Origin of the sequence: Methylobacterium sp. yr668 (assembly GCF_900116245.1) — a bacterium.
In the GTDB taxonomy this organism is placed as follows: domain Bacteria; phylum Pseudomonadota; class Alphaproteobacteria; order Rhizobiales; family Beijerinckiaceae; genus Methylobacterium.
The window spans coordinates 1-22,435 of sequence record NZ_FOZY01000050.1 but is presented as its reverse complement, the minus strand read 5'-3'; the positions used below and the strand labels follow the sequence as shown (position 1 = coordinate 22,435).

General features: G+C 72.0%; 25 protein-coding genes. 12 read left to right on the top strand and 13 right to left on the bottom strand.

Annotation, left to right across the window (positions count from 1 at the left end; translation table 11 throughout):
- Nucleotides 1-372: 372 nt before the first annotated feature.
- The 4 genes from BM419_RS29655 (at nt 373) to ettA (ending at nt 3,667) form a co-directional block, all read left to right on the top strand.
- The gene (locus tag BM419_RS29655; protein WP_091928545.1) at nt 373-594 is read left to right on the top strand and encodes a hypothetical protein; all 222 of its coding nucleotides are present in this window, start codon (nt 373-375) and stop codon (nt 592-594) included.
- A complete protein-coding gene (locus BM419_RS29650; protein WP_091928544.1) occupies nt 594-1,475 on the top strand; it encodes a DNA/RNA non-specific endonuclease in 882 nt (293 codons plus the stop codon). Before BM419_RS29655 ends, BM419_RS29650 begins: the two co-directional genes overlap by 1 nt.
- Before the next feature lie 9 nt (nt 1,476-1,484).
- Nucleotides 1,485-1,820 carry a hypothetical protein gene (locus tag BM419_RS29645; RefSeq protein WP_175556409.1) on the top strand — a complete coding sequence of 112 codons (336 nt, stop codon included), beginning with the start codon at nt 1,485-1,487 and terminating at the stop codon, nt 1,818-1,820.
- Nucleotides 1,821-2,014: 194 nt separating this feature from the next.
- Entirely contained in the window at nt 2,015-3,667 is a 1,653-nt protein-coding gene (gene ettA / locus BM419_RS29640) for an energy-dependent translational throttle protein EttA (protein WP_020096342.1), read from the top strand.
- Between the two features lie 87 nt (nt 3,668-3,754).
- Here ettA and BM419_RS29635 read toward each other — a convergent pair whose 3' ends face one another.
- Nucleotides 3,755-4,702 (bottom strand): NAD-dependent epimerase/dehydratase family protein, encoded by a 948-nt coding sequence (locus tag BM419_RS29635; RefSeq protein ID WP_091928543.1) that lies wholly within the window; start codon nt 4,700-4,702, stop codon nt 3,755-3,757.
- A 287-nt stretch (nt 4,703-4,989) separates the two neighbouring features.
- On the opposite strand from BM419_RS29635, the gene opgC reads away from it, so the two are divergent.
- Nucleotides 4,990-6,183: an OpgC family protein gene (gene opgC / locus BM419_RS29630; RefSeq protein WP_091928542.1), complete on the top strand. Its 1,194-nt coding sequence runs from the start codon at nt 4,990-4,992 to the stop codon at nt 6,181-6,183.
- A 16-nt stretch (nt 6,184-6,199) separates the two neighbouring features.
- On the top strand, nt 6,200-6,373 hold the full coding sequence (locus tag BM419_RS29625; RefSeq protein WP_175556408.1) for a DUF2256 domain-containing protein: 174 nt from the start codon (nt 6,200-6,202) through the stop codon (nt 6,371-6,373).
- On the opposite strand, the gene BM419_RS29620 is transcribed toward BM419_RS29625, so the two are convergent.
- From BM419_RS29620 to BM419_RS29605, 4 genes are read right to left on the bottom strand one after another with little or no spacing between them, the layout of a single operon-like run.
- Nucleotides 6,307-6,972: a nucleotidyltransferase family protein gene (locus BM419_RS29620; protein WP_091928541.1), complete on the bottom strand. Its 666-nt coding sequence runs from the start codon at nt 6,970-6,972 to the stop codon at nt 6,307-6,309. The genes BM419_RS29625 and BM419_RS29620 overlap by 67 nt on opposite strands.
- Nucleotides 6,965-8,017, bottom strand: a complete 1,053-nt coding sequence (locus BM419_RS29615) for a molybdopterin-binding protein (protein WP_091928540.1) — start codon at nt 8,015-8,017, stop codon at nt 6,965-6,967. The genes BM419_RS29620 and BM419_RS29615 overlap by 8 nt, the downstream gene beginning before the upstream one ends.
- Nucleotides 8,014-8,715: an XdhC family protein gene (locus BM419_RS29610; protein WP_091928539.1), complete on the bottom strand. Its 702-nt coding sequence runs from the start codon at nt 8,713-8,715 to the stop codon at nt 8,014-8,016. The genes BM419_RS29615 and BM419_RS29610 overlap by 4 nt, the downstream gene beginning before the upstream one ends.
- Nucleotides 8,715-9,038 (bottom strand): XdhC family protein, encoded by a 324-nt coding sequence (locus BM419_RS29605; protein WP_042673745.1) that lies wholly within the window; start codon nt 9,036-9,038, stop codon nt 8,715-8,717. Before BM419_RS29605 ends, BM419_RS29610 begins: the two co-directional genes overlap by 1 nt.
- 380 nt (nt 9,039-9,418) lie before the next feature.
- Between BM419_RS29605 and BM419_RS29595 the strand changes: the two genes are divergently transcribed.
- The gene (locus BM419_RS29595; RefSeq protein WP_020096349.1) at nt 9,419-10,813 is read left to right on the top strand and encodes an ATP-binding protein; all 1,395 of its coding nucleotides are present in this window, start codon (nt 9,419-9,421) and stop codon (nt 10,811-10,813) included.
- 13 nt (nt 10,814-10,826) lie between these two features.
- On the opposite strand, the gene BM419_RS29590 is transcribed toward BM419_RS29595, so the two are convergent.
- Complete coding sequence (locus BM419_RS29590; RefSeq protein WP_026605442.1) at nt 10,827-11,132, bottom strand: hypothetical protein; 306 nt, start codon at nt 11,130-11,132, stop codon at nt 10,827-10,829.
- Nucleotides 11,133-11,310: 178 nt separating this feature from the next.
- On the opposite strand from BM419_RS29590, the gene BM419_RS29585 reads away from it, so the two are divergent.
- Nucleotides 11,311-11,502: a hypothetical protein gene (locus BM419_RS29585; RefSeq protein WP_026605443.1), complete on the top strand. Its 192-nt coding sequence runs from the start codon at nt 11,311-11,313 to the stop codon at nt 11,500-11,502.
- A 23-nt stretch (nt 11,503-11,525) separates the two neighbouring features.
- Nucleotides 11,526-12,707, top strand: coding sequence for a pyridoxal phosphate-dependent aminotransferase (locus BM419_RS29580; protein ID WP_091928537.1), 1,182 nt, complete (start codon nt 11,526-11,528; stop codon nt 12,705-12,707).
- A 189-nt stretch (nt 12,708-12,896) separates the two neighbouring features.
- On the opposite strand, the gene BM419_RS29575 is transcribed toward BM419_RS29580, so the two are convergent.
- The 3 genes from BM419_RS29575 to BM419_RS29565 form a co-directional block, all read right to left on the bottom strand.
- Nucleotides 12,897-13,961 (bottom strand): alpha/beta hydrolase family protein, encoded by a 1,065-nt coding sequence (locus BM419_RS29575; protein ID WP_026605444.1) that lies wholly within the window; start codon nt 13,959-13,961, stop codon nt 12,897-12,899.
- A gap of 111 nt (nt 13,962-14,072) precedes the next feature.
- The gene (locus BM419_RS29570; protein ID WP_020096354.1) at nt 14,073-14,585 is read right to left on the bottom strand and encodes a DUF533 domain-containing protein; all 513 of its coding nucleotides are present in this window, start codon (nt 14,583-14,585) and stop codon (nt 14,073-14,075) included.
- A 69-nt stretch (nt 14,586-14,654) separates the two neighbouring features.
- Nucleotides 14,655-14,990 carry a hypothetical protein gene (locus tag BM419_RS29565; RefSeq protein WP_091928536.1) on the bottom strand — a complete coding sequence of 112 codons (336 nt, stop codon included), beginning with the start codon at nt 14,988-14,990 and terminating at the stop codon, nt 14,655-14,657.
- Nucleotides 14,991-15,239: 249 nt separating this feature from the next.
- Here BM419_RS29565 and BM419_RS29560 point away from each other — a divergent pair, with 249 nt between their 5' ends.
- On the top strand, nt 15,240-16,124 hold the full coding sequence (locus tag BM419_RS29560; protein ID WP_091928535.1) for a transglutaminase-like domain-containing protein: 885 nt from the start codon (nt 15,240-15,242) through the stop codon (nt 16,122-16,124).
- A gap of 3 nt (nt 16,125-16,127) precedes the next feature.
- On the opposite strand, the gene BM419_RS29555 is transcribed toward BM419_RS29560, so the two are convergent.
- Nucleotides 16,128-17,156, bottom strand: a complete 1,029-nt coding sequence (locus BM419_RS29555) for an alpha/beta hydrolase (protein ID WP_091928534.1) — start codon at nt 17,154-17,156, stop codon at nt 16,128-16,130.
- 190 nt (nt 17,157-17,346) lie between these two features.
- Here BM419_RS29555 and meaB point away from each other — a divergent pair, with 190 nt between their 5' ends.
- Nucleotides 17,347-18,333 carry a methylmalonyl Co-A mutase-associated GTPase MeaB gene (gene meaB, locus BM419_RS29550; RefSeq protein WP_091928533.1) on the top strand — a complete coding sequence of 329 codons (987 nt, stop codon included), beginning with the start codon at nt 17,347-17,349 and terminating at the stop codon, nt 18,331-18,333.
- Between the two features lie 142 nt (nt 18,334-18,475).
- Entirely contained in the window at nt 18,476-18,853 is a 378-nt protein-coding gene (locus tag BM419_RS29545; RefSeq protein ID WP_020096359.1) for a CsbD family protein, read from the top strand.
- A 72-nt stretch (nt 18,854-18,925) separates the two neighbouring features.
- Here the strand turns inward: BM419_RS29545 and BM419_RS29540 are convergent, their stop codons facing one another.
- From BM419_RS29540 to BM419_RS29530, 3 genes are all read right to left on the bottom strand, one after another.
- Nucleotides 18,926-19,711, bottom strand: coding sequence for a 3-hydroxybutyrate dehydrogenase (locus tag BM419_RS29540; protein ID WP_091928532.1), 786 nt, complete (start codon nt 19,709-19,711; stop codon nt 18,926-18,928).
- 72 nt (nt 19,712-19,783) lie between these two features.
- On the bottom strand, nt 19,784-21,292 hold the full coding sequence (locus BM419_RS29535; protein WP_170868208.1) for a HAMP domain-containing sensor histidine kinase: 1,509 nt from the start codon (nt 21,290-21,292) through the stop codon (nt 19,784-19,786).
- Nucleotides 21,289-21,984, bottom strand: a complete 696-nt coding sequence (locus tag BM419_RS29530; RefSeq protein WP_020096362.1) for a response regulator transcription factor — start codon at nt 21,982-21,984, stop codon at nt 21,289-21,291. The genes BM419_RS29535 and BM419_RS29530 overlap by 4 nt, the downstream gene beginning before the upstream one ends.
- Nucleotides 21,985-22,435: the final 451 nt, after the last annotated feature.

Genomic DNA, 22,435 nt, shown 5'->3' with positions numbered 1-22,435 from the left:
ACCGCGTCGATCATCTCGGCGCGCACCGCGTCCGCCACCGCCTGCAGCTCCGACTCCGGAAGACGCCGCAGCGCCGAAGGAGACGGAACGCGGTCCAGCAACGCCGATTGCTCAGGGGAGAGTGCCAATGCTCGCATCCGTTCGTTCGAGTATGGCGACGGCTCCGTCACGGGCCCTCGGCAACCGCGACGCCAGCAGCCCGGGGACACGCGTTCATGCTAGAACCCGCCCGTCCGTCGCTGTCATGATAGTGCCAGTTACGGACGATCGGCGGCGCGATCAATGTCGGGCCGGCGTTTTTTTCAGTCACGTGCCCTTAACGCCACAAGAGGTTCGCCTTTGAATCCGGCTCGTCTGTGCACAATCCTGCTCATGTTCGCGATTACGGGTCACGGCCAAGCTTACGCCCAGCCGCGGCCGTCGGACGGCAATCTCGACTTCCTCTGCAACTTCCTCGGCGACTGCCCGGCGCGGGTTGCGCCGGGCGGTCCCGATCGCGATGCCCGCCCGTTCAGCAACAGCCTCGGCCGGCCCTGCGCGTGGCGGGACCGCCCGACCCCGGAGGGCGTCCGCCGGGTCCGCGTCTGCTGGTGATGCGGGCACCGACGCTCGCCGCCGCGGTCCTGACCCTCGCGCTGGGCGCGCCCCCGGTCCGCGCCCAGGATTCCTGTCCGGCCCTGTTCGCGGACGGGCAGACGCCCGTCCTCACGAATCCGAAGCTCGCCGTCCGCGCGGTCCCGCTGTGCTTCGAGGCCTTCGCGGTCCTGCATTCCGGCGTGACGCGCACGCCGCTCTACGCCGCCGAGCACCTCACCCGCGCCAGCGTCGCGGCGGCCCGGGCGGTGGCCCGCGACGATTCCTTCCACGAGGAGACGCGCCTGCCGGAGGATCAGCGCGCCGCGCTGGAGGATTACGTCCGCAGCGGGTTCGACCGGGGCCATCTCGCGCCGGCCGGGGACATGCCGACCCTCGCCGCCCAGGCCGAGTCGTTCAGCCTCGCCAACATCGTGCCGCAGAACCGCGTCCTGAACCGGGGACTCTGGGCGGATATCGAGGAGAGCACCCGGCGCCTGGCCACCCGCCGGGGCGCGCTGTTCGTCGTCACCGGGGTGATCTTCGCGGGCGACGCGGTGCAGCAGATCAAGGGCGGCGTGCTCGTCCCGACACAGCTGTTCAAGGCCGTCTACGACCCGTCCCGCGGCGAGGCGGGCGCCTACCTCGCCCGGAACGACGATTCGAAGGACTGGCGCGCCCTGTCGATCGACGATCTCCGCCAGGAAGCCGGCATCGACGTCTTTCCCGGCCTGCCGCCCGCGGCCCGGGCGACCGCGATGGGGCTGCCGGATCCTCAGGCCTCCGCCCGCGCGGAGGAGCGTCGGCCCCGGCACGAGCAGACCTGGCAGGACTGGCTCGAGCGCGAACTCACCCGCGCCCTGCGCAAGCTCGTCCGCGACTTCCTGCGCACGTTCTTCTGAGAGGACCCGATGCCCGAGGACAAGCGACGCGCCCGGCCCAAGACGGCAAGCCCGGACAGCGAGAGCCCGGACGGCAAGAACTCGGACACCGAGGGCTTCGCGCCGTTCGCCGACGATGCCGGCGTGCGCTCCGTCGGCGCCCTGAGCTTCGAGAACGGCACGGACCGGATCGCCCTGCACGGATCCCTCGACCTGACCCGCGACCGGACCGGCCTGGAGCAGGCCAGGCTGCTCCGGGAGACGCTGGACGCGATCGTGAAGGCCCTGGAAGCGTCCGACCTGCCGGACGCGGTGGCGGAGGTGCCGGACGCGCCGCCGCGAACGGTCAAGAACCCCTTCGCGTGAGCGATCCGGCGCCCGCCGGCGGCCGGTCCGTCCTTGTCGCGTCCTTGCCGCGTCCCGGCGGGCCTGATACTCCGAGAGGGTCATTCCTATATCGTAGGGACGCGCGTCCAGGACGGGTGCTGAGGCCCGGTGCCTGACCCGTGCCGCTGGCACGATCCGCGCGGTCCCGAACAACGCGCCGAGGACGATCCGCGATGGCTCGCGAATTCATCTACCACATGCGGGGCCTGACCAAGGCCTATACCGGCGGCAAGAAGGTCCTGGATAGCGTCAACCTGTCCTTCTACCCCGACGCCAAGATCGGCGTGCTCGGCATCAACGGCTCCGGCAAGTCGACGCTGCTCAAGATCATGGCGGGCATCGACAAGGAGTTCACCGGCGACGGCTGGGTCGCGCAGGGCGCGCGCGTCGGCTACCTGCCGCAGGAACCCCAGCTCGATCCGAGCAAGTCCGTCCGCGAGAACGTGATGGAGGGCGTCGCCGAGAAGCAGGCCATGCTCGACCGCTACAACGAGCTCGCCATGAACTACTCGGAGGAGACCGCCGACGAGATGACCGAGCTCCAGGACCGGATCGAGTCGCTGGGCCTCTGGGAGCTCGACTCGAAGGTCGATCAGGCCATGGAGGCCCTGGGCTGCCCGAGCGACGAGCAGCCGGTCGCGACCCTCTCGGGCGGCGAGCGCCGCCGCATCGCGCTGTGCCGCCTGCTCCTGTGGGAGCCGGAGCTGCTGCTCCTCGACGAGCCCACCAACCACCTCGACGCCGAGACGGTGAACTGGCTGGAGGGTCACCTGCGCCAGTATCCGGGCGCGATCCTGATCGTGACCCACGACCGCTACTTCCTCGACAACGTGACGAGCTGGATCCTGGAGCTCGATCGCGGCAAGGGCATCCCGTACGAGGGCAACTACTCGGCCTGGCTCGTCCAGAAGCAGAAGCGCCTGGAGCAGGAGGGCCGCGAGGACATGGTCCGGCAGCGCTCCATCGCCCGCGAGCAGGAGTGGATCGCCGCCTCGCCGAAGGCCCGCCAGTCGAAGTCGAAGGCGCGCATCACCCGCTACGAGGAGCTGGTCGCCAAGCAGGCGCAGAAGGTCGACGCGTCCGCGCAGATCGTCATCCCGATCGACGAGCGGCTCGGCAACAACGTCATCGAGTTCGAGCACCTCAGCAAGGCGTTCGGCGACCGGCTGCTGATCGAGGACCTGTCGTTCAAGCTGCCCCCCGGCGGCATCGTCGGTGTGATCGGCCCGAACGGGGCCGGCAAGACCACTTTGTTCAAGATGATCACCGGCCAGGAGAAGCCCGACAACGGCAAGATCGAGGTCGGCGAGACCGTGAAGCTCGGCTACGTCGACCAGTCGCGCGACGCCCTCGACCCGAACGCCACGGTCTGGCAGGAGGTCTCCGGCGGCAACGACATCATCTATTTCAACAAGCGCGAGATCAATTCGCGCGCCTACTGCGCGGCCTTCGCGTTCAAGGGACCCGACCAGCAGAAGAAGGTTGGCACCCTCTCGGGCGGTGAGCGCAACCGCGTTCACCTCGCCCGGACCCTGAAGGGCGGCGCCAACGTGCTGCTCCTCGACGAGCCGACCAACGACCTCGACATGGAGACCCTGCGCGCCCTCGAGGACGCGCTGGAGGACTATGCCGGCTGCGCGGTCATCATCAGCCACGATCGCTGGTTCCTGAACCGCATCGCGACGCACATCCTGGCCTTCGAGGGCGACAGCCACGTCGAGTGGTTCGAGGGCAACTTCTCCGACTACGAGGCCGACAAGGTCCGCCGGCTCGGGGCGGATTCGATCATGCCGAAGAAGATCAAGTACAAGCGCTTCTCGCGCTGAGACCGGTCGCGGCTCCGGAGCGCCGCCGGCGTTCCGGAGCCGCGCGCCCGCCCGAGGGCGTTGCCCTAACCTCTGCCCGGTGACGGATCACCCGAGGCGCGCCCGTGCCTCCGCCAGGATCGTCGCCAGGCTCTGCGCGAGCGGGATGGCCGGGGCCCATCCGGTGGCGGTCGCAAAGGCCGCGGGGTCGCAGCCCTCGCTGCGCACGCCCGCCGGGCGGACCCGGCCGGGCGCGACGCGCAGGTCGAACCGCGCCTCCGTCAGGCCGCGCAGCGTCTCCAGGATGTCGGAGACCGGTGTGACGACCCCCGATCCCACGTTGAAGATGCCGCCATCCGGCAGGTCGTCGATCCGGGCGATCACGCGCAGGCACGCCGCGGTGACGTCGGCCACGTCGAGGAAGTCGCGCCCCGCCGAGAGGTCGCCGACCTCCAGGCTCGGCGGCGCCAGCCCCCGCTCGATGCGGGCGATCTGACCGGCGAAGGAGGCGACCACGAAGGTCTCGCTCTGTCCGGCCCCGATGTAGTTCGACGGCCGCAGCACGAGATGCTTGATCCGGGCATTCGCCAGCACGTCGCGGAGGATGTACTCGCAGGCGTTCTTGGTCCGGCCCGAGATCGTGTCGGGGCGCGGCGTGACGCTCTCGTCCGGGCGCGGGCAGGCGCGGAACACCTCGCCGTAGACGACCGTGGAGCTGAGGAAGACCAGCGCCGCGCGGGTCCGCGCCACCGCCTCGGCGAGGTTGAGGGTGCCGAGCAGTTCCGCCCGCCAGGCGTAGGACGGCGTCTCGCTCGACTGCGCCACCGAGGCCAGCGCCGCGAGGTGGAACACGCAGGTGGGGTCGAAGGCCGCGACCGTCTCGGCGAGCTCGCGCGCGTCGAACGGGTCCACGGCCCTCAGCGTCACGCCGTCGAGGGGCGGTGGCGGGCTCCGGTCGAGGCCGAGGATGGGGCTGCCCGGCGGCAGGTCCCGACGCAGCGCCTCGAGCAGGCGGCGGCCGAGATAGTCTCCCGCTCCGGTGACGAGGACGCGCATGTCCCTTGCCCTCAACCCTGCCACGAACCCAGCGACGCGCCCCGTGCCGGCGCAGGCGCCGGGAACCGGGATCGTCGGCCGCGTCTATACCGCGCCTTGCCGCGACGCGAGGGGGCGGCGCGGCCAACGGCCGCCGCGGCGGGCGGATCATCGGTGCGACCCCGCCGTTGTGCACATCCGAACAAAGGCGCGTGATCGGCGGGGCCTCGGGCGGCCGGCGCGCTATGGTTGCACCGCGGCCCCGGCCGCTCCGCGTCCGGACGGAGAGCGCCACGGTGATGGGCTGAGTGACGCGCCTCGACGATCTCGAACGGCCCGGCGCCGCGGAACCGCGGGCGCTCCCCCCACCGCCCGCGGAGGCACGGCCGGCGAAGCCCGCGCGCGACGCGCGGGTCGACGTCATCCGCGGCCTCGCGCTCCTGACGATCTTCATCGACCACATCCCGCGCAACGCGCCGGCCCTGCTGACGCTGCACAATTTCGGGTTCTCGGACGCGGCCGAGATCTTCGTGCTGCTGGCCGGCTACTCGTCGATGATCGCCTACGGCGGGCTGTTCCGGCGCGCCGGGATCCGGACGGCGCTCACGCGCATCGCCAAGCGCTGCCTGCGCATCTACCTGTTCCAGGCCGGGCTGCTGCTCGCGACCCTGGTCATCGTCCGGATCTGGATGGACCTCACCGGCCTGACGCCGCGATTCGGCGTCGCGCCGCTGCTGCAGATGGGGCTGCTGCCGGGCCTGCTGCGCGGCCTCGCGCTGAACGCGCTCCCGAACTACCTCGACATCCTGCCGCTCTACATCCTGCTGCTGGCGCTGTTCCCGCTGATCTATCTCGGGATGCGGCGCGGGATCTGGGGCGTGCTGGGCCTGTCGGGTGCCCTCTGGCTCGCCGCCAACGTCGATCACCAGCTGAACCTCCCGAACGCCGCGGCGGTGGATGACGGGTGGTACTTCAACCCCTTCGCGTGGCAGTTCCTGTTCGTGATCGGCGCGGCGCTCGCGGTCACGGTCCGCGCCCATGACGGCCTGCTGCCGCGGCGCGGCTGGGCCGTGGCGGCGGCCGCGGCCTACCTCGCCTTCGCGTTCCTGCAGGGCGGGTCCTGGGCGGAGTGGGGGCTTCCGGACCTCCGGCCGCTGGCGATCGGGCCGCCCGACAAGAGCCACGTCGCGCCCCTGCGCCTGATCAACATGCTGGCGCTGGCCTACCTGCTGTTCAGCGCGCCCGCCGTGGGCCGCGCGAGCCGGTGGCGGCGGCTGCGCCTCGTCGACGCCTGCGGGCGGCACTCGCTGGAGATCTTCGCCGCCGGATGCCTGGCGGCGCTGATCGGCCGCATCCTCTACCGGACCTTCGACCCCACCTGGCCGCTGCAGATCGCGGTCAATGTCGGGGGGATCGCGATCATGCTCGGCCTCGCCCACGTCCTGGACGCGCGCCTGCGCCGGGCGGCCGGGACCGGCCCCGACGCGCGCCGGCCCGGATAGGCCGGGAGGAGCCGCGATGCCGCCGATGCGCCGCAAGGGCGATCTGCCGGAGAAGATCTGCGCCCAGTGCGGCCGCCCGTTCGCGTGGCGCAAGAAGTGGGAGCGCGTCTGGGACGAGGTCCGCTACTGCTCGGACCGGTGCCGGGCCGAGGCGAAGGCCGCGCGCGGGCGCGTCTCGGCGGGGCGCTGACCGCGCAGCGCGGCCAGCGCGTCCGGCGTGTCGACGTCGAGGGCGGTGGCCGGGTCGCCCGGGATCTCCAGCACGTCCGGCCGACCCTTCAGGAGCGGCCCGGCCCCGTGATCGCCGGCGAGGCGGGCGATGTCCGGGCCGAGGCGGCGCAGGTTGAGCAGCACCGGGTTCCCGCGCCGGCCGGCCTGCACCGGCACCACGGCCGCCGGCGGCTCCAAGGCGCCCGCGGAGGCCTCCGCGAAGGCCTCGGCGAGGCGGTCGAGATGCGCGGCGGTGACGCGCGGCATGTCGCCCAGCACGACGATGGCGGCCGTGCAGGTGGCGGGCAGCGCCGCGAGGCCGGCGCGCAGCGAGTTCGCGAGGCCGGAGCGGTAGTCCGGATTGTCGACGCGGACGAGGTCGAGCCCCGCCAGCGCGTCCCGGACCGCCGCCGCGTGCGCGCCGAGCACGGCGACCACCGGCCGGGGCCGGGCGCCGAGGGCCGCCTCCGCGGCGTGGCGCACCAGCGGCCGGCCGTCGAGGGGCGCGAGCAGCTTCGGCGCGGCGCCGAACCGGCTGCCGAGGCCCGCGGCGAGCAGGATCGTGCCGATCTCAAGCATCCCGGTCCTCCGCCCCCGGATCCGGCTCGTCCGCCGCGGCCGCGCCGCCGGCGCGGGGCTGCGGGCGCGAGACGATCTCCATCAGCAGGCCGCCGACGCCGAGGGCGACGATGTCGGCCCGGGTCACGGTCAGGTCCGCCAGCAGGCGGTGGAGGATCCAGTCGAAGCCGTTCTCCTTGGGCGAGCGGGCGCAGCCCGGCGCGCCGATCACCGGCACGCCGCCGCGGGCGCCGACGAGGAGCAGGTTGCCGGGGTCGACCGGCATCCCGAGATGGTCGACCCGGCCGCCCGCCGCCGCGATGCCGGCCGGGATGACGTCGCGCCGGTCGGCGATCGCCGAGGCGCCGAACACCACCACGAGGTCGGCCCCGGCGCGGTCGATCATCTCCGCCAGGGAGGCCGCCACGGAGGCGGCGGTGTGGGGCACCCGGGTCTCGGCCACGATCGCCGCGCCCGCGGGCGCGAGGCGGTCGGCCAGGGCCCGGAGGGTCTTGTCGATCGTCGTCTCCTTGAGGCTCGGCAGGCGCGTCGAGACCACGGCCACCCGGCGGCGGCGATACGGCACCACCCCGAGGACGTCGCCCTCCGCGGCCGCGCAGGCCCGGGCCAGCACGGCGCCCGCCACGGCGTAGGGGATGATCTTCACCGTGGCGACCATCTCACCCTCGACCACCGGCCGGAAGCGCGGCAGCGTCGCCACCGTCACCGCCTCGTCGACGGCGTTGACCGCGTCGATCCGGGCCGGATCGAGGGTGAGCACCCCCGCCGTCTCGGCGAACAGGTTGCTGCGGCCGGTGAAGGGCGCCTCGACGCGCAGGTTCGGCCCGCGCAGGCGCGCGGCGAGCCGCGCCGCGGCGGCGTCCTCGCCGACGTCGCCGGGCTCGAGCGTGGCCGCCACGATCTCCGACAGGCCGGCGCGCGCCAGGCCGGCGGCGGCCTCCGCGGCGATGACGGCGCCCTTGCGCAGGGTGATGTCGGCCCGCCGCACCGTGTGCGCGCTGATCAGCCCGGCCGAGTCCGCGACCGGGACGGTTCCGAACCTCACGCGACCTCCGGGCGGGGCACGCGGCGCAGGGCGGCGACGATCTCGGCGAGCACCGCCAGGGCGATCTCGGCCGGGCTCACGGCGCCGATGGGCAGGCCGATCGGCGCGCGGATCCGGCCGATCTGCGCCGGCGTGAAGCCGGCCTCGGTGAGCCGCGCGACGCGCGCCGCGTGGGTCTTCCGGGAGCCGAGGCCGCCCACGTAGAAGCACTCGGCCGTCAGCGCCGCCTTCAGCGCGGGATCGTCGATCTTCGGATCGTGGGTCAGGGCCGCGAGGGCGCAGTAGCGGTCGAGGACCGGCACGCTGGTCCCGAGGGCGGCGTCCGGCCATTCGGCGACCAGCGGGGTGCCGGGGAAGCGCTCGGGCGTCGCGAAGGCGGTGCGCGGGTCGATCACCGTGAGCGCGAGGTCGAGCCCCGCGGCCATCGGCGCCAGGGCCTGCGAGATGTGGACCGCGCCGACCACGACGAGCCGCACCGGCGGCACCTGCACGGTCAGGAACAGGGTCCGCCCGCCCGCCTCGACGAGGCCGCTCTTGCCGGAGGCGAGGTGCTTCGCCAGCACGTCGGCGAGGGGATCGGCGGCGATCGCGTCCTCGCCGACGAGGCGCTGCGCGCCGTCGGCGATGTCGGTGATGAGGATCGCGGCGCGGCGCGCGGCCCGCGCGTCGTTGAGCGCTGCCAGGACGTCGCCGCGCATCAGTCGACCCGCTCGACGAAGACCCGGATCCGGCCACCGCAGGACAGGCCGGCGCGCCACGCGGTCTCGTCCGCGACGCCGAATTCGAGGACGCGCGGCGCGCCCGCCTCGATCACCTCGATCGCCTCGGTGATCACCGCGCCCTCGACGCAGCCGCCGGAGACGGAGCCGAGGAAATTGCCCTCGCCGTCGACCACGAGGTGGCTGCCCACCGGTCGGGGGGCCGAGCCCCAGGTCTCGATCACCGTGGCGAGGGCCACGGCGCGGCCGTCGCGCCGCCAGGACTGGGCGGCGGAGAGGATGTCTGTGTCTGTGCTGAGCATGGCCTCGTGGACTTTCGGCCGGCGGGCGCCCCCCGCCCCTCACAGGTATGGCCCGCCTGCCGCGGTGCAAGAAGCCCTCATGCTGAAGGGAGCGTCAGGAAACATTGGCCGAGATCGTCGGTCGGCCATACTCTGCACCCACGATCTTTCGCGGAGACGGCGCCCCGATTAGTGTCCGGCATGTCCAAACCACAGCCTCATCCTGAGGTGCCGGAGCGCAGCGGAGGCCTCGAAGGAGCCCTCCAGCCGGCCGCGCGATCCCTGGAGCCCTTCTTCGAGGCCCGCTGGCGCGGCCCCCTCAGGATGAGGGCGTGGGGTGGACGTTTCGCTGAAACCGAGGCCCCTCTCGCCCGATGGGCCCGGCCCCGGCGCCCAGCCCCATGAACGCCCCGGATCCCGCCCTCGCCCGGGCGCTCCGCAAGGAGCCGCCGCGCTCGCCCCCGCGCCGCCTGTGGAAGCGCGTCAGCCGGGCGATCGGCGACGTCCTGCCGAAGGGCCTCTACGCCCGCTCGCTGATCATCATCATCGCGCCGGTGGTCCTGCTCCAGTCGGTGATCGCCTACACCTTCATGGAGCGGCACTGGCAGCTCGTGACCAAGCGCCTGTCGGCGGCGGTCACGGCGGACGTCGCCGCGCTGATCGACATCTACGAGAGCTACCCGCAGGACAAGGATGCCGAGACCCTCGCGCGCATCGCCGGGGAGCGGCTGAACCTCGACCTCGACATCCTCAAGGGCGCCAAGCTGCCGCCCCCGGGCCCGCGCCCGTTCTTCTCGATCCTCGACGAGGCCCTGTCCGACGAGATCAAGCGCCAGATCCGAAGACCGTTCTGGATCGACACGGTCGGGCGCTCGAACCTCATCGAGATCCGCGTGGCGATCCCCGACGGGGTGATGCGCATCACCGCCCGGCGCAGCCAGGCCTACGCGTCGAACTCGCACATCTTCCTCGTGTGGATGATCGGCTCGTCGCTGGTGCTGCTCGGCGTCGCGATCCTGTTCCTGCGCAACCAGATCAAGCCGATCCTGCGGCTCGCGGCCGTGGCGGAGGGCTTCGGCAAGGGGCGGGAGATCGAGTTCCGGCCCCGCGGTGCCCGCGAGGTGCGTCAGGCTGGCCACGCCTTCATCGAGATGAAGCGGCGCATCGAGCGGGCGATGGAGCAGCGCACGACGATGCTGAACGGCGTCAGCCACGACCTGCGCACCATCCTGACCCGGTTCCGCCTGTCCCTGGCGCTGATCGAGCAGACCGAGGAGATCGAGGATCTCAGCCGCGACGTCGACGAGATGAGCCGGATGCTGGAGGGCTACCTCGCCTTCGCGCGGGGCGATTCGGCCGAGCCCGCGACGCCCACCGACATGCGCGCCCTGCTGGAGGACCTGCGGACCGACGTCGAGCGCCTCGGCGCCCACGTCTCCGCGGTCGATCTCGCCGGCGCGCCCGAGGTCACGGTGCGGCCCGGCGCCTTCCGGCGCTGCCTGTTCAACCTCGCCGCCAACGCCGTCCGCTACGGCGAGACGGTGGCGATCTCCGGCCGGCTGGAGGCCCGGACCTTCCTCGTCTCGATCGACGATGACGGGCCCGGCATTCCGGCGGAGAGCCGCGAGGACGTGTTCAAGCCGTTCGTGCGGCTCGACGACGCCCGCCAGGATGCCGGCGGCTCCGGGCTGGGCCTGTCGATCGCCCGGGACATCGCCCGGGCCCACGGCGGCGACATAACCCTGCACGACAGCCCGCTCGGTGGCCTGCGGGCCACCGTCCGGGTCCCGGCCTGAGCCGGATCCGGCTTCAGGTATCGGCGGGCCGGCGCAGGCGCAGGAACTCGGCCTGCACGTTGCGGATCAGGTGATCCATGCTCGCCTCGTCGAGGGCGGCGCTCGTCAGCCTGGCGCGCAGGCCGGCCTCGCCGTTCCAGGCGTAGCCGGCCTCGAACGGCAGGTGGCGCCGCAGGAGCGGGCTCACGACCGACTCGCGCCGGTAGGCGGGATGTCGCAGCAGCCGCCCGATATGGAGCGCCAGCGTCTCGACGCTGGAGGATCTGGAGCCTGAACTCCCCGCTCCCTTGCCTTTCGAATCGACCGATGCCCAACGCATACGTGTCCGCCCTCCCGGAGACGCCACTGTTGCGCGAAATGATTGCGCATCCATGAGCGTTCGGGCGAGCCGGCGAAAAACTGCAGCTCGCGGGGTCCCAACCTTCGCAGCGCGGTGATATGCAGGGGCGCTTTCCCAGGGCCGCGGTCAGCCGCGCGCCGGATCCCGAGTGCCGAACATGAACCCGCTCGTCCCGCTCTTCGCCCTCATCTCGCTGCCGCTCGCGGCCATCGGGCTCGTGCTCTACACCGATGAGGGCATCAACCCGGACCTGTTCTACGCCTCCGTGAAGACCTTCGTGATCCTGGGCGCGATCGCCGCGGCGATGTCGTTCGGCGCGATGAAGCTCTCGGAGCGGTCCAAGCACTGACGTCCCACCGCCCGGAGGGCGCGATGCTGCACGTGGTCCCGGCCTTCTCGCGCATCGGCGAGGAGAACGCCTTCGCGGTTCTGGCGCGGGCCCAGGCCCTCGCCGCGCAGGGTCGGGACGTGATCAACCTCGGCATCGGCCAGCCGGACATGCCCACGCCCGCTCACGTGGTCGAGGCGGGGATCAAGGCCCTGCGCGACGGACACCACGGCTACACGCCGGCTGTCGGCATCCCGCAGCTCCGCGAGTCGGTGGCCCGCGACATCCACCGCCGCCACGGCGTCGAGGTCTCGCCGGATTCCGTGATGATCGTGCCGGGCGGCAAGGTCACCATGTTCATGGCGATCCTGATGTTCGGCGCGCCCGGGACCGAGATCCTGTATCCGGACCCCGGCTTCCCGATCTACCGCTCGATGATCGAGTTCACCGGGGCGACGCCCGTGCCGGTGCCGATCCGCGAGGAGAACGGCTTCGCCTTCTCGGCGGCCGAGACCCTGGCGCTGATCACGCCGAAGACGCGGCTGCTGATCGTCAACTCGCCCGCCAACCCCACCGGCGGCGTGACGCCGAAGGCCGAGATCGACGCCCTGGTGAAGGGCCTCGCCGAGCACCCCGACGTCGCGGTGCTGTCGGACGAGATCTACGGCACCATGACGTACGACGGCGAGACCCACCACTCGCTGCTGAAATATCCCGAGATCCGCGACCGGCTGGTCTACCTCGACGGCGCGTCGAAGACCTACGCGATGACCGGCTGGCGGCTCGGCTGGTCGGTCTGGCCGAAGCCGCTCTACGACGCGGCGCGCAAGCTCGCGGTCAACGCGCATTCCTGTGTCAACGCGGCGACCCAGTGGGCCGGAATCGCGGCGCTCGACGGACCGCAGGCTTGCGTGGCCGAGATGGTCGCCGAGTTCGACCGGCGCCGGGCGATCGTGGTCGACGGGCTGAACGCCCTGCCGAACGTCTCCTGCATCGCGCCCAAGGGCGCGTTCTACGCCTTCCCGAACATCGCCCGGACCGGCTGGAAGGCGAAGGCCCTGGCCTCGACCCTCCTGGAGGAAGCGGGCGTGGCGGTGATCGGCGGTCCGGATTTCGGCGTCCACGGCGAGGGCTACCTCCGCCTGTCCTACGCCAATTCGGCCGAGAACATCCGGCGGGCGCTGGAGCGGATGGGCACGTTCCTCAGCACGCACAGGCCGGGCTGAGAAGACGCCCCGTCGCCGACCTCGGCAGGGACGCCATCATCCGCGCCGCCGTCCTCGCGAGGGCGGCGAAGCGATCCAGTCGCCGCGACGACCGCCGAGGCCGGGCCGTCCTGGGTCACTTCGCTGCGCTCGCGATGACGGTTGTGGCGACCGAACCGTTTGAACGCACACCGGTTCGACCGGCACGCCTCAGGACTTGCCGGGCGCCCGCTTGTCGATCCAGCCGACCAGCCAGTCGGCGATGTCGAGGCTGTTCTTGTCCTGCATCAGCATGTGCGAATTGCCGTGGATGCCGATCTCGGGCAGCAGGATCAGCTCCGCCTTGCCGCCCGCGGCGTTGGCGGCCGCCACGAAGCTGCGGCACTGCTTGAGCCGCGGCGCCCAGCGGGGCGAGGCGTCGACGTAGTCGCCGAACAGGACGAGGATCGGCAGGTCCTTGTAGGGCGCGAGGTCGTCCTTGGCCGGGTCCGGGCAGGCGGCCGGCTCGATGGCCACGATGGCGCGCAGGCCAGTTCGATCGAGGGCGGCGGTCTGGAACGGGTAGATCCCCGACTGCGAGTGCGAGATCAGCACCGCGCCCTTGAGCCGCTTGGCGAGCTCCGACAGGGCCGGCACGGTCGGGTTCGGCACCGGCAGGGCGGCCGACCAGTCCGGGACCATCTGCTTCCAGAACTCCCCCTGGGCCTCCAGGGGGAACTGCATGCCGGGGAACACCTTCGGGTATTCCGGCCCGAACCGGAAGATCGCCCAGGCCGGCTCGCGCCCGGCCGAGAACACGGCCGGCAGCGTCTTGGGGTCGGCCTGCCCCGTCTTCACGGCGTTGATCTGGGCCGGGCTCGCCGCCGAGCGGCCGCGCCAGGCCTGATCGATCACGTAGGTCGGGAAGCCGCGCCGGACGAGATACTCGTCCCAGCCCATGCGCCCGTCGGGCGTCGTCTCCCAGGTCTTGCCGGTGAGGCAGCAGCCGTGGATCAGGACCAGCGGCGGCCGTCCGGCATTCACCGGGACCTGATAGCGGACGTAGATCTGGTCGACGCTGATCGTGCCCGACGGCGCGTAGGCCGGCAGCGTCGAGAGCGTGTCGGACTGGACGTCGCGGCCGCCGACGAAGAAGCTGCCCTGCTCGGCGATCGTCAGGGGGCCGGCGGCCGGATCGGCCGCGCGCGCGGAGCCGCCGGCGATCAGCATGGCTGCGACCAGCGCGCAGGCCCGCCGGCGGGCGCGCCCGGGCGCGGGCACTGACAGTCCTGCCATGAAATGTCCCGTCCTCCCGCGCGCGGGCCGTCCTCCGGACCCGTCGTCGCGCGGGAGCCTAGCACGAAGCTCGGCCGCCGTGGGAGATCCGCCCTTCGGGCAGGTTGCCAGTCAGGCTCCGATGTCGCGCTCGACACGCTCGACCGCCTCCGCGGGCAGGTCGAGGGCCTCGGCCAGCATCTTCAGGAACTGACGCTCCTGGAGCGTGTCGGGCTCGATGGCGAGTCGCGCCGCCGCGAAGATCCGCGCCGCCGCGTCGGGATCCGCGACCCGGTCGGCGATCGCGTCGACGTCGGCCGGGTCCGCGAGCTCGCGCTCGAGCCAGGCTCGACCGTCGGGATCGAGGCCCGCCTCCGCCACGGCGGCGTCGAGGCGCCTACGTTCCGCGGCGTCGACCATCCCGTCGGCCGTCGTGGCCGCCACCATGGCCCGCAGCATCAGCCGGGCCTCGTCCTCGTCGACCTTCGTGAAGTCCGGGCCCCCGGCCTCGGGCGGGGGCGCCCCGCGCAGCGCCCGGTAGGCGAGGCCGCCGATCAGCGCCAGTCCGCCGAGGGCGGCACCGGCGGCGAGCCCGCCGCGCCTCGACCGCACGAGCGCGTCGACGATCCGTCTGCTGTCAGCCATGCCGTCCTCCCGGTTTCCGATCCAGATCGGATCGGAAACCGCCCGGGAGGCGGTCAGGTTCAGCCGCGCTCAGGCGTCGGCCTCGTCCTCGTCCTCGTCGATATCCACGAGGAAGACGATGTCGGCCTCGTCCTCGTCGTCCGAATCGGAGCCGGTGTGGCGCGGATCCTCGACGAAAACACCCTCGCCGTCGTCCTCGGCGAGGGCGTCCTCGAAAATCTCGACCTCGTCCTCGGTGGCGGCCCGGACCGTGAGCGCCGACGTGCCGTTCCAGACCGGCTTCCCGCCGGTCGTCATGGTCCGGATGTCTTCCTTGAAGCCGTCACAGGTGAAGAGGTCCTTGGCGGACGCCTCGTCGCTGTTGATCACCGCAACGGCGGTGCCGTCGATCTCGAGCGTGAACATGGCCGGCATCCCTCTCGTAACCGTCCTCAGGCGCGCCCGGCCAGCGGGCTGGCGCACGGGTGCGACGCGCTGCCCCGGGAAGAAACGTCTCGGTTTCGTCCGTCTGACACGAGCGTCGCGCGGGGATGCTGTAGGGGTGAAGCAGACGGCCGCCAAGCCCGTCGCGGCCCGACCCGCACGATTCGGCGCGGCACGGATCCTGCGCCCATCAGGGCGGCCACAGTCTCGAACACGAAGGATCACCCGCGCATGCGGATCAGGCTCGGCTGCGAGATGCGCTACGCCTTCCCCTACCCCGTGCCCATGGTGGTGATGCTCAACGTGCATCCCTCCGGGGCGGCCGCCCTGGAGGCGCCCGACACGCTCCGGACCGATCCGCCCGTCCCGGTGGCGATCTACCGCGACGGTTTCGGCAACCTGTGCGGCCGGCTGACCGCGCCTGCCGGCAACTTCACCGTCGGGACCGACGCCGTGATCCGCGACAGCGGGAGGCCCGATCCGGCGCACCCGGAGGCCGCGCAGCACGCGATCGAGGCGCTGCCCGCCGAGACGATCGTGTTCCTGCTCCCCAGCCGCTACTGCGAGTCCGACCTGCTGGCCGACGCGGCGTGGCGTCTCTTCGGCCATACCGAGCCCGGCTGGGCCCGGGTGCAGGCGGTCTGCGACTTCGTCCACGCCCACATCGTGTTCGGCTACGAGTTCGCCCATCGCGACCGCACGGCCGCGGACGCCTACGCGGGCGGGCGCGGCGTCTGCCGGGACTTCACCCACCTGGCCGTCGCGTTCTGCCGCGCCCTGAACATCCCGACCCGGTACTGCACCGGCTATATCAGCTTCATCGGCGAGCCCGAGCCGCACCCGGCGGGCGACTTCGCGGCCTGGATGGAGGTCTACCTCGGCGGCGCCTGGCACGTGTTCGACCCGCGCAACAACAGCCCGCGGATCGGCCGGGTCATGGTCGCGTACGGCCGGGACGCCGCGGACGTGCCGCTGACCCACACGTTCGGACCGAATCCCCTGGTGGGCTTCCGGGTCTGGGCCGACCGGATCGACCACTTGGACGCGTCGGGCGACGCGCCGGTCCTGCCGGAGGAGCCCCTGCCGCCGCAGAGCATGGCGACCCGGACCGGGTGAGCGTCAGACGCCGGCGCCGCGGGCGATAGCGCGCTTGACCACGCCCTGGACGTCCGGGTTCGAGAGGAACAGATCGTGGTTGATCAGGCCGCCGCCGTAATCGGAGGCGTCGGCGACGCGCACGCCGAGCGCCTCGAGCTTGGCGCGATCGGCAGCGCCGGCGCGCACGCCCCCCGCCAGCGCGGCGGAGAGCTCGAGCGCCCGGTCGTTGGTCGAGGAGATCACGGTGATCTTCGAGACGTCGGGTCCCATGCGGGCGACGCCGTTGGAGAACAGGTCGAAGTCGATGTCGGGGGCGGCCAGCACCACGGCGCCGATCCGCGACATCGCCGCCTCGCCCGCCTCGGCGCGGAGCATCCGCAGGGTCTCGAGGGTGAGGAGCGTGCCCATCGAGTGCGCGACGATGTTGATGCGGCCGCCGCTCGGCGAGGCGGCGAGCGCCTTCAGCAGGTCCTCGAAGGCGTCGCGCGACCAGAGGGCGCTCTCGCGATCGTAATTGTAATCGAGGGTCGCGGCCGCCGACGGCCACGTGAACAGGCCGGAGACGCCGCGGAACCGGATCCCGTCCGAGAGCCGGGCGGCGCTGACCGCGGCCGATTCGAACGATTCGCGGTAGCCGTGGACGTAGATCAGCACGTCGCGTCCGAGGGCCGCCTGGGCGAAGGCCTCGGCGGCGCCCGGTCCGGATTCGGATTTCGGAACCGCGCCGATGGTCCAGTCGCCGGTGATGACGGACGAGACCTTGCCGAGCAGCGAGCGGTCGGGCGGTGACAGGCGCACCTCGGCGAAGCTCAGGCCGCGGCCGCGGTCGCTGCTGAAATACGGCGGCCGGGGCGGGTTGCCCACGGGCTTGCGGGTCGTGGCGACCAGCAGCACCGGCATGACGTCGAGGGCCGACTGCTTCTCGGGCAGCGCCGCCCCGGACCCGAGGTCGTCGGTGACGCAGGCGCCGAGCGACGGGGCGACGCCCGCGGCGCCCGCGAGCGCTCCGAAGCGAAGAAGGATGCGGCGTGAGACGATCTGGCTCGACATGATCCGGTTACGCTCGGGCGGGACGCCTTCCGTTGCCCAGGATCGTGACCATCGCGGGGCACGAGCGACGCGACGCGGCGTGAATAGCGGGCACGGCCGGGCTTGTGGTGGGCAGGACACAGGCCGGCGATCCCCCGACCCCGATGCTCTCCCCCTCGACGGCGGCCGTCGCCGCGGCCATGAAGGGAGCATGACGCCGTCCATCGACATCGAGAGTCTCCGCGAGCGCCTGCTGCGCGGCGACCGCGCCGCTCTGGCCCGGGCCATCACGCTGGCCGAGTCCAAGCGCGCCGATCACCGGGCGCTGGCGGCGAACCTGATCGACTCGGTCCTGCCCGAGACCGGCCGGGCGATCCGCGTCGGCATCACCGGCGTACCCGGCGTCGGCAAGTCGACCACCATCGACGCCCTCGGGTCGAACCTGACGGAGGCCGGTCACAAGGTTGCGGTGCTCGCGGTCGACCCGTCCTCCTCGAGGACCGGCGGCTCGATCCTGGGCGACAAGACCCGGATGGCGCGGCTGTCGCACGACCCCAGGGCGTTCATCCGCCCCTCCCCCTCCTCGGGCACGCTCGGCGGCGTCGCGGCCAAGACCCGCGAGACCATGCTGCTCTGCGAAGCCGCGGGGTTCGACGTGATCCTCGTCGAGACGGTCGGCGTCGGCCAGTCGGAGACGGCGGTGGCCGACCTGACCGACTTCTTCCTCGTGCTGATGCTGCCCGGGGCAGGCGACGAACTGCAGGGGATCAAGAAAGGCATCCTCGAACTCGCCGACATGATCGCGGTCAACAAGGCCGATGCGGGAGAGGCCGAGCAGCGCGCCAACGCGGCGGCGTCGGAGTACCGGGCGGCGCTGCACATCCTCACCCCGGCCTCGGCCACTTGGACGCCGCCGGTCGTGACGATCTCGGGCTTCCACAACCTGCGTCTCGACGCAATGTGGGCGAAGATCGTCGATCACCGGGAGAAGCTCACGGCCACCGGCGAGATCCAGGCGAAGCGCCGGACCCAGGACGTGAAGTGGATGTGGGCGCTCGTCGACGAGCGCCTGCACCAGCGCCTCGTCGGCTCCCCGGAGGTCAGCCGCCGCACGGCCGAGGCGGAGGCCGGCGTCGCCCGGGGTGAGACCTCCCCGGCGGCCGGCGCGGCGGCCATCGCCGAGTTGATCGGGCTCTGACCGGTCCCGGCCGCCGCGCAGGCCGAAGGCGCACAATTTCGCGGTGATCGGGGGCACAAACGCCATCTCGCGCGTTCGGTGGACGACGGCGTAACGAGCGGCGCCCGTGTCGCGACGCCGCGCTCACGTCCAGGAGAGTGCCATGGTGGATACGGATCGGATCGTCGGCGGCGCCAAGGAGGCCGTCGGCAAGGTTCAGGGCGCGGCCGGCGATCTCGCCGGCTCGAACCGCGACTCGGTCGAGGGACGTTTCCGCGAGGCCCAGGGCCAGGCGCAGAACGTCTACGGTCAGGTGAAGGACAGGGCCCGGGACATCGCCGACCGCGCCGGTGACTACGCGAGCGACGCCTACGAGCGCGCCGGCGACGTCGCGGAGGACGTTTACCAGCGGGGCGGCTCGTACCTGCGCGACGGGCGCAGCGCGGTCGGCGCCCGGGTGGAGGAGAATCCCCTGGTCGCGCTGCTGATCGCGGGCGCGGTGGGCTACGGCCTCGCCCTGCTGGTCCACGGCCGCCGCTGACCGGGAGCGGCCCCGCCCGGGCGCGGGCGGGGCCGACCCTTGTACGAGGCGCGCCTGTCGAGGCCGGGCGCGCTACTGCGCGGTCCAGCCCCCGTCCATGCTGATGTTGGCGCCGGTGATCTGGCTCGCCGCGTCGGAGCACAGGAACACCGCCAGCGCGGCCACCTGGTCGACGGTCACGAATTCCTTGGTCGGCTGCGCCTTCAGCATCACGTCCTCGATCACCTGCTCCTTGGTGAGGCCGCGGGCCTTCATCGTGTCGGGGATCTGCGCCTCCACGAGCGGCGTCCAGACATAGCCCGGCGAGATGCAGTTCACCGTGATCTTGTGGGGCGCGAGTTCCAGAGCCGCCGTCTTGCTCAGGCCCGCGATCCCGTGCTTGGCCGCCACGTAGGCCGACTTGAACGGCGAGGCCACCAGCGAGTGGGCCGAGGCCGTGTTGATGATCCGGCCCCAGCCCCGGGCCTTCATCCCGGGGATCGCCGCGTGCATCGTGTGGAAGGCCGAGGACAGGTTGATCGCGATGATCTGCTCCCACTTCGCGGCCGGGAACTCCTCGATCGGCGAGACGAACTGGATCCCCGCATTGTTGACCAGCACGTCGACGGCCCCGAAGGTCTCCTCCGCCTCGCGCACCATGGCGGCGATCGCGTCGGGCTTGCTCATGTCGGCGGCCGAGTAGCGGGCCTTGACCCCGTAGGCGCTCTCGATCCCGGCCCGCGTCTCCTCGATGGCGGTCGCGTCCCCGAAACCGTTGAGGACGACGTTGGCCCCCTCCGCCGCGAAGGCGCGCGCGATGGCGAGCCCGATGCCGCTGGTCGAGCCGGTGACGAGGGCGGTCTTGGTCTTGAGAGTCATGGAGCCTCCTGGGACGCGGGCGCCCGGCCGAACGGTCGGGGACGGCGCGCTCGCGGTGGGACAGGTCGCGACCTAAGTAGCGCGGGAAGGGGATGCCGGCACAGAGTCGCCCGGAGGCGGTGCGGGCACGATGTCACCGGCTGCCGGCTGCGGGCGCGGCGTGGCCGGGAACGCGATCTCGACCCGCAGGCCGGGCCCGTTATCGGCGAGCCGCAGGCTCCCGTGGTGCAGGCGCACGACGGCGTTGACGAGGCTGAGGCCCAGCCCGAAGCCGGGTCGCGAACGGGCGTCCTCGAGGCGCACGAACCGGTCGAGCACGCGGGCCCGTTCCGCCTCGGGAATGCCCGGACCGTGATCGGAGACGGCGAGGCGGATCGACTCCCCGTCGCGCCACGCCTCGAGCATCACGCTGGTCTCAGCGCCCGCGGATTCGGCCCCGTATTTCAGGGCGTTGTCGATGAGATTGGCCAGGGCCTGGCCGATCAGCTCGCGATTGCCCGCGATCGTGAGTTCGTCCTGCGCGTGCACGGCGAGCGTCAGCCCCTGATCCTCGGCGAGCGCGTCGTACAGTTCGCCGACGCTCCGGACCGTCTGGCCTAGATCCAGCGGCACGAGGATCTCCCGGGCGGATCCGGCCTCGAGCCGCGCGATCATCAGGAGGGCGTTGAACACCCGGATCAGCCCGTCGCCTTCCTCGATCACGGCTTCCAGCGCCGCGCGCAGCTCCTCCGGCGTGGAGGCGCGGCGCAGGGCCTCGTCGGCACGGTTGCGCAGGCGGGTCAGCGGCGTCTTGAGGTCGTGGGCGATGTTGTCGGAGACCTCGCGCATGCCGCGCATCAGCTCGCCGATGCGCTCCAGCATCTGGTTGAGGCTCGATGCGAGACGGTCGAGTTCGTCGCCGTTCCCGGCCACGTGGAGCCGGTCGTCGAGATCGCCGGCCATGATCGCGCGGGTGGTCTGGGTCATGGCATCGACGCGGCGCAGCACCCGGCTCGCCGCCAGCCAGCCCCCGATCACCCCGAGGATCACGACGGCGGCGAGCGAGGTGATGAAGGCGCGCCCGATCACCGCCCGCAGCCGGTCGCGCTCCTCTGTGTCGCGCCCGACGAGCAGGCGGAACCCGCCCGGAAGGGTGAAGACCCGCACGATCGCCCGGTGCGCCTCGGCATCCGCGTCGTTGCGGCCGTAGCGCGTCTCGCTCTGGCCCGGCGTCGCCAGCACGGCGGCGGGCACGTAGCCGACATTGCCGACGACATGGTCGCCGCCGGCCGTGGTCACGAGGTAGAGCGAGGCGCCGGGCTCGCGGGAGCGCCGCTCCACCACGGTGATCAACCGCCGCAGGCCGCCGGCATTGTACTGTTCCGACAGCCCGTTGATCTCGGCGTCGATCGTGGAGACGATCTGGTCGTCGAGCACCGCGCGGGCGTTCCACGCGACGTAGCCGAGCGCCAGGAAGGCGCAGAGGGCGAAGATCGCGAGGTAGGCCAGCGACAGCTTGAACGCGGTGGTGCGGAACAGCTTCTGGAAACGCGCCGCCGCGGTCTCGCGGGCGATCGGCGCGTCGGTCCAAACCTCGCTCACCCGGCCGCGCCCTCGTCGTAGCGCAGCACGTAGCCGGCGCCCCGGACCGTGTGGATGATCGGCGACGCGAAGCCCTTGTCGAGCTTGCTGCGCAGGCGCGAGACGTGGACGTCGATGACGTTGGTCTGTGGATCGAAGTGGTAGTCCCAGACATGCTCGAGCAGCATGGTGCGCGTCACAACCTGTCCGGCGTGCCGCATCAGGTACTCGAGGAGCCGGAACTCGCGCGGCTGCAGCGGGATCTCGCGGCCGGCCCGGGTCACCCGGTGCGAGAGCCGGTCGAGTTCCAGGTCACCGATCCGGTAGCGCGTCTCCTCCGCGGCGCCGGATCCAACCTGCCGCCGGGCCAGTGCCTCGGTGCGCGCCAGGAGTTCGGAGAACGCGTAGGGCTTCGGCAGGTAGTCGTCGCCGCCGGCGCGCAGGCCCTTCACGCGGTCGTCGACCTGACCCAGCGCCGACAGGATCAGGGTCGGGGTCGCGACGTTCTGCTCGCGCAGCGACCGGATCAGCGACAGCCCGTCGAGCTTCGGCAGCATCCGGTCGACGATCAGCACGTCGTAGTCGCCCTCCCGGGCGAGCGCGTACCCGTCGAGGCCATCATGCGCGCTGTCGGCGACGTGTCCGGTCTCGCGGAACGCCTTGACGAGATAGGCGGCCGCCTCGCGGTCGTCCTCGATGATCAGCAGTCGCATGGCCCCGTTCCATAGCGCGCCGCGCGAGTCGGGGGAACGTATCTCCATCAACATGGTCAAGCCGCTCCCCTCCCCCGTCGTGATGGACGGGCCGAGGCCGCGGACCTCGACCCGTCCCGAAGCGGCGCGCGGAGGACTCGGAGGGCGCGAGATCCGTCACCGGCTTCGTCCGCGTGGGCGATGGGCCACGCGCGGTTCGAGGATGATGGCGCGGGAGCGGTTACGGGACGCTCGCGGGAAGATGACTTCGCGGTAAGGCGGCCGCGGCGGGCTGGCCAATAGCGAAACGCCGAAGGGCCGCTCTCGGAGAGAGCGGCCCTTCGGCGTCGCGGATCGTGTCGAGGGAAGGTGTGAGTATTGCGATGGGCGGGTCTGGCGGCGACCGACTCTCCCGTGTCTTGAGACACAGTACCATGGGCGCTGGCGTGTTTAACGGCCGAGTTCGAGATGG